Consider the following 15,687-nt stretch of genomic DNA (forward strand, 5'->3'; position numbering starts at 1 on the left):
GGGGGGGGCGCCGCCCCGCCGCCGCCCCGCCCGCAGGCCCACCCCCCCCGGTACGCCGAGGCCCGCGGCCCACGCCGCGGCGGCCCCGCCGGTACGCCACCACACCGGGCCGAACGCGGCCAGCCGGCCGGTCCCCAGGGGCCCGCCCGCGGCGGCCGCCAGGACCGCCACCGCCGCCCCGACCAGCACGGCCGCCAGCAGGGCGGCGAACGCCGCGTCCCGCAGGCCGCCGTCCCGGGCGCCCGCGCCGCGCCGCCCGCCCCCGCACGTCCAGCCCACCGCCGCGCCCGCCGCGACGGGCACCACCGCGACCGTCCAGTTCACCCAGGTCCCGGGGCCGCCCGCCGGCACCGCGGCCAGCAGCGGGAAGGGGGGCGCCACGGCGGTCCCGGTCACCCCGAGGGGGGTCACCGCCACGCCCGTACCCAGCAGGAAACCCGGGCCGAGCCCGTAGGCGGCGCCCCACACCGCGGCGTTCGGCGCGAGCGCGACGGCCAGCAGCAGGAGCGCCATCCGGCCCGACCAGACGCCGGACAGGCCCAGCAGCGACTCCCGTGCCGCGCCCGCGTGCCAGGCCAGCGACACCGCGACGAGCACCGCTCCCCCGCCGAGCAGCACACCCAGTCCGATGGCGGCGGCGCGTACCGCGAGGGCCGTCCGGGAACGGGCGAGCCCGACCCTGATCCGCTCCGGCACACGGCCCGGCAGCGGCCCCGTCGGCCGGCCGTGCGCCGTCCACACCCCGGCGGCCGCCGCGAGCGCGACGAGGGGCGGAAGGTGGAGCGCCGCGCCGAGGGGTTCGGCCGGCAGCGGCCCGCCGGTCCCGTACGCCAGCGCCGCCGCCCCGACCAGCAGGTAGCCGGCCGTGACGGCGCCCACCGCGCCGCGCGCGGACGGGCCGGGCCGGTCGAGCGCGGGCTCGGCGGCGTCCCGCGCCGTCCGGTACACCAGCCACACCGGCAGCGCCACCAGCGCCAGGGGGACCACGCCCACGGGCGCGGGCGCCCCGCCGAGGGTCGCGGGGCGGACCAGCTCGGCGCCGTGGACGAGGAGCCAGACGCCCGCGGCCACGTGGAGGGCGCCACCGGGGCCGCTGTCGGGGTACGGGGAGCTGATCCACATCACCATCACCAGGACGGTGACGGAGCCGAGCCCGAGCCCGGCGGCGAGCGCGCCGCGCACACAGGCCCCGGCCAGCGCGGCGGTCCGGCCGCCCTGCACGGGGGCCGGCGAGTGGTCGGTCGCTTCGGTCACGGGCGCCATGCTGCCAACGACACGCGCTTGATCCGCGTAACGGCGGAATAGCCGGTGTGGCGCGCAATATACGGTTATGTACTTTTTCGCCGAGTGCAGCGCTTCAGGGGGCCGGCCATGACCCGGACCACGACCGATGCCGTCCGTCCCGCGTCCCCGCTGCCCACCCCCAAGGAGCGGCGCCGGCTGCGCGAGGCGCTGTCGCTGTCCGAGGAACAGCTCGCCCAGCTGGTCGGGGTGACCCGCGCGACGGTCCGCTCCTGGGAGACGGGACGCACCAGCCCGCGCGGCCGCAAGCGGGACACGTACATGAGGATCCTGGGCGGCGCCGGGGCGGACCACCCGACCGGTACCGGTCGCGCCCACCGGGAGGCGGAGCGGGACCAGCGGGACGAGGGCGTACGACGGTCCGCCGCGCGCCGCTCCGCGCCGGACGCTCCGGCGCACCAGGCCGGCGCCACCCCGGCGGACGGGTCGCAGGACACGGCCGGGACGGAGAGCGCGGGCGGGACGCGGGGTGCGGGCGGGACGCGGGACGTGAGCGGCGCGCAGGACGCGGGCGGTGCCGTGCCGGCGGACGGGTCGGAGGCGGAGCCCGCCGTACCCTCCGACGCGTTCGAGGCGTTCGACGCCCTGTACGCGTACGCCGCGCCCGCCCTCGTCCAGCAGGCCTACCTGCTCACCGGCCGGCGGAAGCTGTCCCGCGAGGCCGTGGAGTACGCCTTCCACCTGGCCTGGGAACGTTGGCCGGAGGTCGCGGTCGACCGGGACCCGGCGGGCTGGGTGAGGGTCGCCACGCACGAGTACGCCCTGTCCCCCTGGCACCGGCTGCGCCGCGCGCACCGGCACCCCGACGCCCCGGCCACCGACCGGGCCGCCCAGGAGCTGCACACCGCGCTGCTGGAGCTGCCGCCCGCGTACCGCCGCGCGCTGCTGCTCTACGACGGCCTCGGCCTGGGCCTGCCCGAGACGGCCGCAGAGACGGAGGCGAGCACCCCCGCGACGGGCAACCGCGTCCTGCACGCCCGCGAGCTGCTGGCGGAACGGATCCCGGAGCTGGCCGACCCGCGGAGGCTGCACGAGCGGCTGGTGGCGCTCCTCGCCAAGGGCCCGGCCGTGGTGCCGGCCCCGCCCCGGACCGTACGCACGGGCAGCGAGCGCCGGGTCAGGCTCTGGACCAGGGGGGCCGTCGCGCTGACGGCGGTCGTCGTCGCGGCGACCGCCTTCACGCTGGCCACCGCGCCGACCGCGTACCAGCCGCCCCTGGCGCCGGGCGAGCCGGTCGCCGGGGTCCCGGCCCTCGGCGGCCCGCAGCGGCTCACCCCGCAGGACGAGGCGCTCCGCGACCGGCTCCGCGCCGAACCGGTCAGCGGCCCGGCCCGCCTGGTGCCCGACCCGCACTGACCGCCCCGGTCACCACCCGGCCCGGCCCCGTACCCCGTGCCGGCCCCGTGAACGGGCGATGGGCCCGCCCCCGGAGGTTCCGGGGGCGGGCCCATCGTCGGTGCGGCGGTGTGCGTGCCGTGCCGGGCGACCGGTGGTCAGCCGGCGAGGATGGCGCGCGCCAGCTTGGCCGTCTCGGTCGGCGTCTTGCCGACCTTGACGCCCGCGGCCTCGAGGGCCTCCTTCTTCGCCTGCGCGGTGCCGGACGAACCGGACACGATCGCACCGGCGTGGCCCATCGTCTTGCCCTCGGGGGCGGTGAAGCCCGCGACGTAGCCGACGACCGGCTTGGTGACGTTCGCCTTGATGAAGTCGGCCGCCCGCTCCTCCGCGTCGCCACCGATCTCGCCGATCATCACGATCAGCTCGGTCTCGGGGTCGGCCTCGAAGGCCGCGAGGCAGTCGATGTGGGTGGTGCCGATGACCGGGTCGCCACCGATGCCGACGGCGGACGAGAAGCCGATGTCGCGCAGCTCGTACATCATCTGGTAGGTCAGCGTGCCGGACTTCGACACCAGACCGATCTTGCCGGGCTTGGTGATGTCGCCCGGGATGATGCCGGCGTTGGACTGGCCCGGCGTGATCAGGCCGGGGCAGTTCGGGCCGATGATCCGGGTCTTGCCGCCCTTCTCCACCGCGTACGCGTAGAACGCGGCGGAGTCGTGGACCGCGATGCCCTCGGTGATGACGACGGCCAGCGGGATCTCGGCGTCGATGGCCTCGACGACGGCGGCCTTCGCGAAGGCCGGCGGCACGAAGAGGACGGAGACGTCCGCGCCGGTCTCCTTCATCGCCTCGGCGACCGTGCCGAAGACGGGGACGGACGTGCCGTCGAAGTCGACGGACGTGCCCGCCTTGCGCGGGTTGACGCCACCGACGATGTTGGTGCCGTCACCCAGCATCAGCTTGGTGTGCTTCATGCCCGTGGCACCGGTCATGCCCTGGACGATGACCTTGCTTTCCTTGGTCAGGAAGATAGCCATGGTGTTTCCGACCTCGTCCCTTACTTCGCAGCCGCGAGCTCGGCGGCCTTGTCGGCCGCGCCGTCCATGGTGTCCACGCGCTGGACCAGCGGGTGGTTGGCGTCCGACAGGATCTTGCGACCCAGCTCCGCGTTGTTGCCGTCGAGGCGCACGACCAGCGGCTTGGTGACGTCCTCGCCCTTGTCGGCGAGCAGCTGCAGCGCCTGGACGATGCCGTTGGCGACCTCGTCGCAGGCGGTGATGCCACCGAAGACGTTGACGAAGACGGACTTGACGTCCGGGTCGCCGAGGATGATCTCCAGGCCGTTCGCCATCACCTGGGCGGACGCGCCGCCACCGATGTCGAGGAAGTTGGCGGGCTTCACACCGCCGTGCGCCTCACCGGCGTACGCGACGACGTCCAGGGTCGACATGACCAGGCCGGCGCCGTTGCCGATGATGCCGACCTCGCCGTCGAGCTTGACGTAGTTGAGGTTCTTGGCCTTGGCGGCAGCCTCGAGCGGGTTGGCTGCGGCCTTGTCCTCGAGGGCCTCGTGCTCCGGCTGGCGGAAGTCGGCGTTGGCGTCCAGCGACACCTTGCCGTCGAGCGCGATCACGCGGCCGTCGGCGACCTTGGCCAGCGGGTTGACCTCGACGAGGAGGGCGTCCTCGGCGACGAAGGTCTTCCACAGGGTCACCAGGATCTCGGCGACCTGGTCCTTGACCGCGTCCGGGAACTTGGCGGCCTCGACGATCTCGCGGGCCTTGGCCTCGGTGACACCCTCGTTGGCGTCGACGGGGATCTTCGCCAGGGCCTCGGGCTTGGTGGCCGCGACCTCCTCGATGTCCATGCCGCCCTCGACGGACGCCATGGCGAGGAAGGTGCGGTTGGTGCGGTCGAGGAGGTACGAGACGTAGTACTCCTCGGCGATCTCGGGTGCCGTCTCGGCGATCATCACCTTGTGGACCGTGTGGCCCTTGATGTCCATACCGAGGATGTCCGTCGCGCGGGCGACGGCCTCGTCCGGCGTGGCCGCCAGCTTGACGCCACCGGCCTTGCCGCGGCCGCCGACCTTCACCTGCGCCTTGACGACCGAACGGCCGCCCAGTCGCTCGGTCGCCTCGCGCGCCGCCTCAGGCGTGTCGATGACTTCACCGGCCAGCACCGGTACACCGTGCTTGGCGAAGAGGTCCCTCGCCTGGTACTCGAACAGGTCCACGCGCGTCCGTCCCTTTTCTGGTGATCGCGGTTCGTTGTCTGCGTGGGCGTGCCGCGGAGGGCAACGTGACTGCGCTGTCACAAGGGAGGCGTACACGGTGTCCGTGGACGCGGCATGTCCGTCTCGCAGGTTATCCCCGGGAGACCGAGGGTCCTAAATCACAGATCACACCGGAGCGGTGATACCTGTCACAAGCACGGACCTCAAACGGGCGGCCCCCCTGGCTGTGAGGCCGCCCGTTGCTGCGGATTTCGTACCGGATCAGACTCCGGTCACACGGGTACGGTCACCCGCCGTACGGGAGGTAGTCCGGGGTGACCGCGCCGACCGTGCCGTGCGCACCGGTGACGGCGTTGCCGGCGAGCGGCTGGACGTCCCCGGTCACGCCCTCCACGAGGCCGGCCGCGAAGGGCCGCACCTCGCCGGTCACGCCGTACGCGAACGGCGTCGCCGCGCCGGTCACGCCCTGCGCCAGGCCGGTGGCGCTGCCGCCCACGCCCCCGACGACCGGCTGGACCTGGTCGGCGACGGCCTGGACGAGCGGCCGCACCGAGCCGGTGACGCCGTCCGCGAAGGGGTGGACCTCGCCGGCCACCCCGCCGGCGAGCGGCTGGACACCCGAGACGACGCCCTCGGCGAAGGGGTACGCATTGGAGACGACGTCCTCGGCGAGGACGCCCGCGTCGCCGGCGGCCTGGCCGGCGACCGGGAGGACCGAGTGGACCGCGCGGTACGCGACGGGCGGCAGGGTGTCCTGGGCGGCGGCGTCCGCGACGGGCGTGGCGGTGGCGGCGGGGTCGTTCGCCACCTCGTGGGCGAAGGCCGCGAGCGGCCCGAACAGGTAGTCGATCTCGCTCTCCGCCTCGGCGCCCGCCGACTGAACGGGCGCGGACACGTACCCGGCGTCGGTCCGCACGTCCTGGGTCACCTGGCCGGCGGCGTCCTGGGTGCGGTCGGCGGTCGTGCCGGTGACCGCGGTGGCGGTGCCCGTGGGGCTGCCGACGGCGGCGGTGGCCGTGCCGGCGGCGGTGTCGGCGGCGGTGTCGGCGGCCTCGAACGCCTGGTCCGGGGTGGAGAGCGGCACCGGCAGGGACACCTCGGCCGCGCTCGCGGCGGCGGTGCCGATGGCCCACATGCCGGTGGCGGTGGCGGCGACGGCTATGGAACGGCGGATGTTCTGGTGCATGGGTACGTCGGATCCTTCGAATTCGGTTCTCGGCTGGAGATGACGGGCAGACCTGTCCCGCCCCCGCGCGGCAGGTCCTGAGCGGGGGAAGGGCTGCCCTAGCCGGGGAATTCGAGAACGTCGTGGGGCCGGTCCCGCACGGGCGCGGCCGTCGCCGGCCCCGCGGTGCCGGGGGCCGGTGCGGTGTGCGCGTCCGCCGGGGACGCCACGGCCTGCTGGTCGCCCGGGCGCGGCGTGCCGCCGTCGCCGGCGGTCGACTGCCGCACGGCGCCGCCGCACGGGCCGGGTCCGAAGGGCGGTGACGGCACGGCGGCGTACGCGTCCGTGCCGCGGTGCGCGGTCGCGGTGGCGGCCGTCGCGCCGAACGCCGCGGGATGGAGGTGGGCGGCGGCCGTACGGTGCGCGGCGGCGGCCCCGCCGGGAGCCGCGGCGTCCCGGCCGGTGGCCTCGGCGGCCGGGCCGGCGCCGGCCCGCGGCGCGTCCGGGTCGGCCCAGGCGCCGGCCGGCGGGGCCTGCGATACGCCGGGACCGGAGGGCGCCGTGAGCGCCGGGAGCGCGGTGGGCGGGGCCGGGAGCACGGGCGCCGTCGACGGCACCTCGGGCAGCACCCCGGCGACCTCGGACAGGGTTTCCGTGAGCCTGGGCAGCGCCCCGGCGACGTCGCCCGCCGTGGCCGCGACGGGCCCGGTGACGACCCCCACCACCGGCTCGGCGGCCTCGCCGGCCCCGTCGACCGCACGCACGGCGGCCGTGACGGGGCCGGTCGTGAGGGAGTCGGTAGTGACGCGGTCGGTCGTGTCCCGGCCGGGCGTGAGGTGACCGGTCGTGACAGACCCGTCCACGACCGCCGTGCCCGTCCCGGGCGTGCCGCCGAGCCGGTCGGTCGTCCCGCCGGTCTCCGCCGCGTGCGCCGGGCCGCCGAGCAGGAGGCCGAGGGCCAGCAGACCGCCGAGGAACAGCAGGACCGCCAGCGCGCGGCTCGCCGCCGCCCCGCGCGCGAGGCGCGGGGCGGTGGCGGGCACGACGGCTGCTGCGGTCACGGTCTGCGGATTCCTCCCTGTCGCGGAAGGCTTCCTTCCGCGTACGTCGGGCTGATGCTCGCACGAACCCGCCGGGGTGACGCAACCCCTGTGTTACTGATGGGTCACCATGTCCGGTATGGGCAGGGGTCGTTTCTCGATCGCGGCCGCCATCACCTCGGGGAAGAGGTCGGGGGTACAGGCGAACGCCGGTGCGCCGAGTGCCGCGAGCGCCGCCGCGTGCTCACGGTCATAGGCCGGGGCGCCCTCGTCGGAGAGCGCGAGCAGCGCCACGAACTGCACGCCCGACGCCTTCATCGCCGCCACCCGCTTGAGCATCTCGTCGCGTATGCCGCCCTCGTAGAGGTCGCTGATCAGGACTACGATCGTGTCGGCGGGGCGGGTGATCTGCGACTGGCAGTACGCCAGCGCCCGGTTGATGTCCGTGCCGCCGCCGAGCTGGGTGCCGAACAGGACGTCGACCGGGTCGTCGAGCTGGTCGGTGAGGTCGACGACGGCGGTGTCGAAGACGACCAGCCGGGTCGCGATGGACCGCATGGACGCCAGCACGGCGCCGAACACCGAGGCGTACACCACGGACGCCGCCATCGAACCGGACTGGTCGATGCAGAGCACCACGTCCTTCTTCACCGACTGCGCCGCACGCCCGAAGCCGATGAGCCGCTCCGGCACGACCGTGCGGTACTCCGGCAGGTAGTTCTTCAGGTTGGCGCGGACGGTGCGGTCCCAGTCGATGTTCCGGTGGCGCGGCCTGCTGACGCGCGCACTGCGGTCGAGCGCGCCGGTGAGCGTGGCGCGCGTGCGGGTGGCCAGCCGCTTCTCCAGGTCGTCGACGACCTTGCGGACGACGGCCCGTGCCGTTTCCCTCGTGGCGTCCGGCATCGCCTTGTTCAGCGAGAGGAGCGTGCCGACGAGGTGGACGTCCGCCTCGACGGCCTCCAGCATCTCGGGCTCCAGGAGCAGCGTCGACAGGCCGAGCCGGTCGATCGCGTCCCGCTGCATGACCTGGACGACCGGCCCGGGGAAGTAGGTGCGGATGTCACCGAGCCAGCGGGCGACGGACGGTGCCGAGGCGCCGAGCCCCGCCGAACGGTCCCGCCCGCCACGCCCCTGGCCGCCGTTCCTCTCCCCGTACAGCGCGGCCAGGGTGCCGTCCATGGCGGCGTCGGCCCCGGCGAGCGCGCGTCCCGTCCCGTCGGCCTCGCCGCCGCCCAGCACCAGGCGCCAGCGCCTCAGCCTCTCGTCGTCGTTCACGTGCCCGCCCCCAGGAGTTCGTCGTCGTCCGTGTCCTCCGTGCCCAGCAGGAGCCGCAGCAGCGGCAGGACCGCGTCCGCCCGGGACGCGTCGAGCTCCGCCGCGAAGCCGGGCACCGGGGCCTCCGCGCGCGCCGGGCCGTCCACCGCCGGGCCGCGCCGCACCAGTTCGCCGAGCGTGCGCCGGACACCCGGTTCGTACGCGGAGAACGTGCGCCGCAGCAGCGGCAGTACGTCGGTGAACGCCTCCGCGGGGACCCCGGTCAGCCAGGCGTCGACCAGCCCGAGGAGCCGCTCGTCGTGGACGAGCAGCATCCCGCCGCCGGGGTCGTCCCCGCCTCCCCCGACGAAGCCCTCGATCCACGCGGCGGCCTCGGCGGGCGGGGTGCCCGGCGAGAGGGCGAGGCCCATCAGCCGCGCGGCCTCGTCCTCCGCGAGCCGCCCGTCGTCCAGCAGCAGCCGCGCGGCGCGCCCCCGCAGGACGCCGGGCACGGTGTCCCGTCCCGCCAGCCTGCCCAGGGCGTCCGCCCACCGGCCGGCGACGTCCTGCGGACCGCTGCCCGCGGCGCCTCCGGTGCCGGCGTCCGCGGGGCCCGGCAGGAGCCGGATCGCGCTGTGGACCGCGTCCAGGTGGCCGCGCATCTCGGCGGCGCCGTCCGCGTCGAGGCCCGTGCACGCGGGTGGCAGGCCGACGCAGATCCGCAGCGCGAGCCCGGTGGCGACCCCGCCGAGCGCGGCGGTGTCGGTGGACCTCACGTCGCCGTACCGGAGGGAGCGGGCCAGCGCCGGGAGGGCCTGGGCGAGGTGGCCGACGTCCGCGTCGAGCGCGGCGCGGTCGGCGAGCGCCCGCATGACGACGGGCAGCGCGTCGGACAGCCCGGCCAGCAGACACCGCTCGGCGAGGGACGTGACGTCGGCGAGGGCGGTGGCGGAGGTGGCGTCGGACTCCGCCCTGGCGGTCGCGGCGGCGAGCACGGTGGTGCCCCACACCCCGGCCTCGGCGACCCTGACGTGCAGTTCCGGTTCCCAGCGCAGTCGCCAGCTCTCCCGGAAGGTACCGGTGCCGGGGCGCCCCGCGGCGGGTTCTCCCCAGCCGACGCCGAGCAGCCTCAGCCGGTGCAGCAGGAGGCTGCGGGCAGCGTCGGTCTGCTTGCGCAGGTCCAGGTCGAGGTCGCGCTCCATCGCCTCGGGTCTGAGGCGCAGGGTGCGCTGGAGCCGGGTGAGGTCGCGCTGGAGGGGTACGGCGGGTGCGGTGTCGGGCACTTCGCCGAGCGCGTCGCCGATGATCAGCCGGTCCCTGATGAGGTCGAGCGGCACGTCGGAGCCGTCGCACATGACCGCCCGCACGGCGTCGATGGTCTCGGTGAGGCCCGCGAGGGGACGCCCGCGCATGGCGGCGAGCGTCCCGGCGAGCCGTACGGCCTCGATGACGTGCGCGGAGGAGACGATCCGGCCCTCGTCGCGCAGCAGTCCGGCGACCTTCGTCAGCCAGCGCTCGACGGGCCGGTCGGGGGCGCCGAACAGGTGCCCGTACCAGCCGGGGGAGTCGATGCCGGCGCCGTAACCGCTGTGCCGGGCGAGCCGGCGGTGCGTCCACGGCACCCAGGTGATGCCGGTCTTCACCTTGGGCAAACCCTTGAGGAGGGCCCGGTCGGCGGTGACGGTGGTCCTCGTGGTGAGGGCGGGGACGTGCCAGGCGCCGCAGACGACGGCGATCCCGTCGCCGTGCGTCTTGCGGGCGGCGCGGATCTGGAGGCGCATGTGGGCCTCGCGGACGAGGTCGCGCTCGTGTCCGCCGTGTCCGTAGGTCTCGCGCAGGGCGGCCATCGCGTCGGCGAGCTGGGCGAAGACCGCGAGCGGGTCGTGGGTGCCGGTCGCCGGCGGTCCGTTCGGCGCGGCTCCGGTGCCGCGGTGCTCGACGACGTCCTCCCACCAGCGCTCCGGGTCGTCGTACCCCGCGGTCCCGGCGAGTACGGCGATGGGGTCGACGCGCAGGCCGTGCCGCCGTTCGTCGGCTTCACCGCCGTCCGCGCCCTCGCCCTCGCCGTCGGTCCAGGTGGGGTCCCCGGCCATGGCGAGCGTGTGGGTGGCGGGCAGGTCGATGAACCGGACGGCCGCACCGTGGTCGAGCGCCCAGCGGACGGCGACCCACTCGGGCGAGAACTCGGCCATCGGCCAGAAGGAGGCCCGTCCGGGGTCGTCGACGGCGTGCGCGAGCAGCGCCACCGGCGGGCGCATCCGCTCGTCGGCGGCGAGCGGCAGCAGGGCGTCCCCCTCGGGCGGGCCCTCGATCAGCACGGCCGCGGGCGCCGCGGCGTCGAGCGCGGCCCGCACCGCGCGGGCCGAACCGGGCCCGTGGTGGCGGACTCCGAGGAGCAGGGGCCCGGTGGCTCCGTCCGTCATACGGACACCTCGCGGCACGCCCGGTAGAAGTCCTTCCAGCCGTCCCGCTCGCGCACGACGGTCTCCAGGTACTCCTGCCAGACGACGCGGTCGGCCGCCGGGTCGCGGACGACCGCGCCGAGGATGCCCGCCGCCACGTCGCCCGGGCGCAGCACACCGTCACCGAAGTGGGCGGCGAGGGCGAGGCCGTTGGTGACGACGGAGATCGCCTCGGCCGTGGACAGCGTCCCGGAGGGGGACTTGAGCCTGGTGCGGCCGTCGGTCGTCACGCCGTCGCGCAGTTCGCGGAAGACGGTGACGACCCGGCGGATCTCGTCGATCGCCTCGGGGGCCGCGGGCAGGTCGAGGGAGCGTCCTGTCTGGTCGACGCGCCGGGAGACGATCTCGACCTCGGCGTCCGGGGTGGCGGGCAGCGGGAGCACGACGGTGTTGAAGCGGCGGCGCAGGGCGCTGGACAGGTCGTTGACGCCGCGGTCGCGGTCGTTGGCCGTGGCGATGAGGTTGAACCCCCTGACGGCCTGCACCTCCTGGCCGAGTTCGGGGATCGGCAGCGTCTTCTCGGAGAGGATGGTGATCAGGCTGTCCTGCACGTCGGCGGGGATGCGGGTGAGCTCCTCGACGCGCGCGGTCATGCCGTCGGACATGGCGCGCATGACCGGGCTGGGGACGAGGGCGTCACGGCTGGGTCCGTGGGCGAGCAACTGCGCGTAGTTCCATCCGTACCGGATGGCCTCCTCGGGCGTGCCGGCGGTGCCCTGCACCAGGAGGGTCGAGTCGCCGCTGACGGCGGCGGCGAGGTGCTCCGACACCCAGGTCTTGGCGGTGCCGGGGACGCCGAGCAGCAGCAGGGCGCGGTCGGTGGCGAGGGTGGTGACGGCGACCTCGACGATCCGGCGCGGCCCGACGTACTTCGGCGTGATCACGGTGCCGTCGGGGAGCGTGCCGCCGAGCAGATAGGTGGCGACGGCCCACGGCGACAGGCGCCAACAGGCCGGGCGGGGGCGGTCGTCGGCCGCGGCGAGGGCCTTCAGCTCGTCCGCGAAGGCGTCCTCGGCGTGCGGGCGCAGGGCCTCGCCGACGGGTGCTGCGCCGGGTGCCCCGGCGGTCTCTTCAGCGGCTTCGGTGGCTTCGGTGGTTGCGGGCACGGTGATGGATCCCCCTCCAGATCATGTGCGACCGGGTGTGGGATCCACCGTGCACCATGCCACTGACAATGGGCGGTCGCCGCTGATCACGGCGGTCGCCGGTGGCTCCGGTGCCGTGCCGTGACCGGCCGGCACCGGGGGTGAGGGAGGGTCAGCCGGCGACCGGGGAGACGGCGATGCAGCCGGTCGCGGCGGCCATGCCCTTCGCGGTCTCCTCCGCGATGACCTTGCCCTGGTAGGTGATCTTGCAGGACATCTCGACGCCCGCGGGGTCGACGGCGACCGGGAGCACGCCGGGCGGCAGCAGACCGCGGAGCTTCACCGTCTTCTTCCACGGCAGCGTGGGCTTGGTGACCTTTTCGATCTTGGGCTTCGTCGCGTCCCCGCCGTCGACGTGGTAATCGATCGAGTCGATGCCCTTGCCGGAGATCTCGTACGTGACCTCGTACTGCTCGTTGACTTCCTTGTCGACCTGCTTGGCGGCCTCGTCGGCGATCTCGGAGCAGGCCCCGAGCCCGAGGACGAGACCGGCGGCGACGAGCGCCGAAGCGATGGAGCGGCTGGTGCGGTTCATGCGGTCCCCCCGGATGAGATGACGGTGTCACAGGCAGACAACAGTAAAGAGCAGGCAAGGTCAACTCGCTTCGGCCCGGCGGAAAACGCTGGTCAGAGCCGATTGTCAGTGGGGGCGCCTACGGTCGGTCCCATGAATCAGCAGGGGGTGCGCTGGACGGCGGAACAGGTGCTGGCTCTGGCTCCTGACGACGCGTCACGCAGGGCGGGCAGCAGGCTCGGCGCGGCCGGGCCGTGGTCGGGCGGGGGAAGCGACGGCTCGGGGGTGGTGTGGGGGCTGTGCAAGGGCAGCGGCAGCACGCCGTACCGGACGGTCGTCGACACCACCGGACCGGCCTACACGTGCAGTTGCCCGAGCCGGAAGTTCCCGTGCAAGCACGCGCTGGGGCTGCTGCTGCTCTGGGCGGCGGACGGGGAGCCCGTGCGCGGCTCCGAGGTGCCCGACTGGGCCGAGCAGTGGCTCGCGGGGCGCCGGGCCCGCGCGGCAGGAGGAGGGAACGGCCGGACGGGCGATGGCGGCCCGCCCGCCGCGAGCGCCGATCCGCGGGCGGCACGGCGCCGGGCCGAGCAGCGGGCCGCCCGGATCACCGCCGGCGCCGAGGAGCTGGAGCAGCGGCTGGCCGACCTGCTGCGCGGCGGCCTCGCCGCAGCCGACCGGGCGGGGTACGGGCTGTGGGAGGAGACCGCGGCCCGCATGGTCGACGCGCAGGCACCCGGCCTGGCCGGCCGGGTCAGGGAGCTGGGGGCGATACCGGGCTCGGGGCCCGGCTGGCCGGTGCGGCTGCTGGAGGAGTGCGCCCTGACGCACCTGCTCGACCGCGCGTGGCTCGACGTCGAGCGGCTGCCCGAACCCCTGGCCGCGACGGTCCGCACGAGGGTCGGACTCACGGCCCCCGCCGACGGCCCGGCCGTGCGCGACCACTGGTCGGTCCTCGCCCAGTACGACACCTCCGACGGCAAGCTGACGACACGACGCGTCTGGCTGCACGGACGGGGCACCGGCCGCGCGGCCCTGCTGCTGTCCTTCGGCGCGGCCGGGCGCGCACCCGGGCTCGCCCTGCCCGTGGGAGTCGTGATCGACGCGGAGGTCAGACCCCATGCCGGCGCCGGGCAGCTGCGGGCCGAACTCGGCGAGCAGTTCTCGGTGCCGGTGCCCGACACCGAACCGCCGGCGGGCGGGACGGTCGCCCGCGCCCTCGCCGCGTACGGAACGGCCCTGCGGGACGACCCCTGGCTGGACTCCTGGCCCGCGACGCTGACCGGCGTCATACCCGTGCCGTCGCAGGACGGCGGCTGGCAGCTCGCCGACGCGGACGGCGGCTCCGCGCTGCCGGTCGCCACGGCCGCGCTCGGCAGGCCCGGCCTGTGGCGGCTGGCCGCACTGTCCGGCGGCAGACCGGTCACGGTGTTCGGCGAGTGCGGGCACCGCGGCTTCACCCCGCTGACCGCCTGGTCCGCGGACACGCCCGAGACGGTCCCGCTGACCTGAGGTACGGAGGACACGATGACCACCACGACCTGGGAAGACCTGGTCACATCGGCGCTGCTCGGCACCGACCGCCGCCCGCCGGCCGCCGGCGCCCCGGCGCGGTCCGCCGGCGAGGACGCGCCGCTCGCCCTCCTGGACGCCGCGGCGCTCCACACCGTGCGGCGCCGGGCGGGACTCCTGCCCGGCCCCGCCGCCGCACTGCCGGAACCGGCACCGGACGACGAACGGCCGGTACTGCCCGAACCGGCCCGGCGCCGGCTCGCCCACCTGCTCGCCGACCGTTCCGGCTCGCCCTCCGGTGGGCGCCGGGGCGCCGCGCCCGACCTGACGGAGCTGCTGCCGCAGTGGCTGTCGGCCGCGAACGCGCACGGCTACCGCGCACCGGCGTCCGTGCTGCCCGCGCTGCTGGACGCCGCACGGGCACGCACCGACCTGCGGCCGGCCGCGCTCACCTTCGCCGGACCGCGCGGACTGTGGCTGGCCCGGCTCAACCCGGAGTGGCGGTTCGCGCTGCGCGGCGCCCCGGGCGGCACGGCACTGCCCGACCCCGCCGACGCCGAGGCGGTGCGCGACCTGTGGGACGAGGGCCTCTTCGCCGAGCGGGTCGCACTGCTCGGCGCCGTACGCGCACACGACCCGGACACCGCGGCCGCCCTGCTCGCCTCGACCTGGTCCACGGAACGCGCCGAGGACCGGCTGATGTTCCTCGACTCGCTGCGCACCGGACTGTCCGACGCCGACGAACCGTTCCTGGAACAGGCGCTCACCGACCGCAGCCGCAACGTCCGGTCCACCGCCGCCGAACTCCTCTCCGCGCTCCCCCGCTCGGCGTTCGCCCGCCGCATGGCCGCACGCGCCGCCACCTGCGTGGGCCTGGACCGCACGGGCCCCGAGGCCACCGTCACGGTCGAGGCGCCGCACGAGTGCGACGCCGGAATGCAACGGGACGGCGTCCAGCCCGACCCGCCGCCCGGCCGGGGCGAACGGTCCTGGTGGCTGGGCCAGCTCGTCGAAGCCGCCCCGCTGACGGTGTGGCCCGCCCGGCTCGGCGGGCGCACACCCACGGACATCGTCGCCCTCCCGGTCGCGGACGACTGGGGCGACGAACTGCACGCCGCGTGGTGCCGCGCGGCGGTCCGCCAGCGCGACCCGGACTGGGCCCGCGCGCTGCTCGGCCCCCCGAAGACACCCCCCGCGACCGGGCCGGGCACGTCCTCCCTGGCCGAGCGCTCGAAACTGCTGTCCATCCTGCCGGACGCCGAACGGGCCCTGTGGGTCGCCGACTTCATCGCGGCGCACGGACTGTCCGAGGCGTTCCAGCTGCTGGGCGTCTGCGCGGTTCCCTGGGCCGAACCGCTCGGCCGCGCGGTGGTCGACGCGCTGGACATCGCCCGCGACGCGGGAAGCTACCCCTGGAGCTTCAGCGGGGTGATGGGCCTCGCGGAACGCTGCCTCGACCCCGGCCAGGCCGACCGCCTGGAGGTCCTCACCGCCGTCCCCGACGAACCCGAAGGCGCGTCGCCCGGAGCGGGAGGTTACTGGTCGGAGGCGTTCCAGCGCCTGGTCGCCACGCTGCGGCTGCGGGCTGCGATGCACGCCGAACTCCTACCGGTGGCTCCGCCCCCGCCCCCCTGCACCTGACCCCTGCGGGGTGCTGCGCCGGCCGTCTGCCCGGCACCTGCCGGTGGAGCGGGGTGCCTCGCCGTTCGGCGCCTGCCC

Annotated in this window: 12 protein-coding genes; 3 read left to right on the forward strand and 9 right to left on the reverse strand. The window is 75.6% G+C overall.

Annotation, left to right across the window (positions count from 1 at the left end; genetic code table 11):
* Positions 1-1,254, reverse strand: a 1,254-nt coding sequence (locus A4V12_RS37515; RefSeq protein WP_159028872.1) for a cell division protein PerM, incomplete at its 3' end; no start/stop codon positions are given.
* A 117-nt stretch (positions 1,255-1,371) separates the two neighbouring features.
* Between A4V12_RS37515 and A4V12_RS15135 the strand changes: the two genes are divergently transcribed.
* Positions 1,372-2,658, forward strand: a complete 1,287-nt coding sequence (locus A4V12_RS15135) for a sigma factor-like helix-turn-helix DNA-binding protein (RefSeq protein ID WP_064069875.1) — start codon at positions 1,372-1,374, stop codon at positions 2,656-2,658.
* Between the two features lie 137 nt (positions 2,659-2,795).
* Here the strand turns inward: A4V12_RS15135 and sucD are convergent, their stop codons facing one another.
* The 8 genes from sucD to A4V12_RS15175 all read right to left on the reverse strand — a co-directional run bounded on the left by sucD (position 2,796) and on the right by A4V12_RS15175 (position 12,480).
* Complete coding sequence (gene sucD / locus A4V12_RS15140; protein ID WP_064069876.1) at positions 2,796-3,680, reverse strand: succinate--CoA ligase subunit alpha; 885 nt, start codon at positions 3,678-3,680, stop codon at positions 2,796-2,798.
* Positions 3,681-3,700: 20 nt separating this feature from the next.
* Positions 3,701-4,879: an ADP-forming succinate--CoA ligase subunit beta gene (gene sucC, locus A4V12_RS15145; protein ID WP_064069877.1), complete on the reverse strand. Its 1,179-nt coding sequence runs from the start codon at positions 4,877-4,879 to the stop codon at positions 3,701-3,703.
* A 286-nt stretch (positions 4,880-5,165) separates the two neighbouring features.
* Positions 5,166-6,065, reverse strand: a complete 900-nt coding sequence (locus A4V12_RS15150) for a hypothetical protein (RefSeq protein ID WP_064069878.1) — start codon at positions 6,063-6,065, stop codon at positions 5,166-5,168.
* A gap of 98 nt (positions 6,066-6,163) precedes the next feature.
* A complete protein-coding gene (locus tag A4V12_RS15155; RefSeq protein ID WP_064069879.1) occupies positions 6,164-7,105 on the reverse strand; it encodes a hypothetical protein in 942 nt (313 codons plus the stop codon).
* 93 nt (positions 7,106-7,198) lie between these two features.
* Positions 7,199-8,359 (reverse strand): VWA domain-containing protein, encoded by a 1,161-nt coding sequence (locus A4V12_RS15160; RefSeq protein WP_064069880.1) that lies wholly within the window; start codon positions 8,357-8,359, stop codon positions 7,199-7,201.
* Positions 8,356-10,761 (reverse strand): DUF5682 family protein, encoded by a 2,406-nt coding sequence (locus A4V12_RS15165; RefSeq protein ID WP_064069881.1) that lies wholly within the window; start codon positions 10,759-10,761, stop codon positions 8,356-8,358. The genes A4V12_RS15160 and A4V12_RS15165 overlap by 4 nt, the downstream gene beginning before the upstream one ends.
* Positions 10,758-11,912 carry an ATP-binding protein gene (locus tag A4V12_RS15170; protein WP_079137057.1) on the reverse strand — a complete coding sequence of 385 codons (1,155 nt, stop codon included), beginning with the start codon at positions 11,910-11,912 and terminating at the stop codon, positions 10,758-10,760. Before A4V12_RS15170 ends, A4V12_RS15165 begins: the two co-directional genes overlap by 4 nt.
* Positions 11,913-12,057: 145 nt before the next feature.
* A complete protein-coding gene (locus A4V12_RS15175; RefSeq protein ID WP_064069882.1) occupies positions 12,058-12,480 on the reverse strand; it encodes an MmpS family transport accessory protein in 423 nt (140 codons plus the stop codon).
* 132 nt (positions 12,481-12,612) lie between these two features.
* On the opposite strand from A4V12_RS15175, the gene A4V12_RS15180 reads away from it, so the two are divergent.
* Complete coding sequence (locus A4V12_RS15180; protein ID WP_199831296.1) at positions 12,613-13,968, forward strand: SWIM zinc finger family protein; 1,356 nt, start codon at positions 12,613-12,615, stop codon at positions 13,966-13,968.
* 15 nt (positions 13,969-13,983) lie between these two features.
* Positions 13,984-15,609 (forward strand): DUF5691 domain-containing protein, encoded by a 1,626-nt coding sequence (locus tag A4V12_RS15185; protein ID WP_064069884.1) that lies wholly within the window; start codon positions 13,984-13,986, stop codon positions 15,607-15,609.
* Positions 15,610-15,687 lie beyond the last annotated feature (78 nt).

It is taken from the genome of Streptomyces noursei, from assembly GCF_001646665.1.
GTDB lineage: Bacteria > Actinomycetota > Actinomycetes > Streptomycetales > Streptomycetaceae > Streptomyces > Streptomyces lavendulocolor.

Excerpts from the sequence above, each read along its gene's own strand:
- A4V12_RS15135 (WP_064069875.1), top strand. The coding sequence starts at position 1,372 with ATGACCCGGACCACGACCGATGCCGTCCGTCCCGCGTCCCCGCTGCCC.
- sucD (WP_064069876.1), bottom strand. The coding sequence starts at position 3,680 with ATGGCTATCTTCCTGACCAAGGAAAGCAAGGTCATCGTCCAGGGCATG.
- A4V12_RS15150 (WP_064069878.1), bottom strand. The coding sequence starts at position 6,065 with ATGCACCAGAACATCCGCCGTTCCATAGCCGTCGCCGCCACCGCCACC.
- A4V12_RS15165 (WP_064069881.1), bottom strand. The coding sequence starts at position 10,761 with ATGACGGACGGAGCCACCGGGCCCCTGCTCCTCGGAGTCCGCCACCAC.
- A4V12_RS15175 (WP_064069882.1), bottom strand. The coding sequence starts at position 12,480 with ATGAACCGCACCAGCCGCTCCATCGCTTCGGCGCTCGTCGCCGCCGGT.
- A4V12_RS15180 (WP_199831296.1), top strand. The coding sequence starts at position 12,613 with ATGAATCAGCAGGGGGTGCGCTGGACGGCGGAACAGGTGCTGGCTCTG.
- A4V12_RS15185 (WP_064069884.1), top strand. The coding sequence starts at position 13,984 with ATGACCACCACGACCTGGGAAGACCTGGTCACATCGGCGCTGCTCGGC.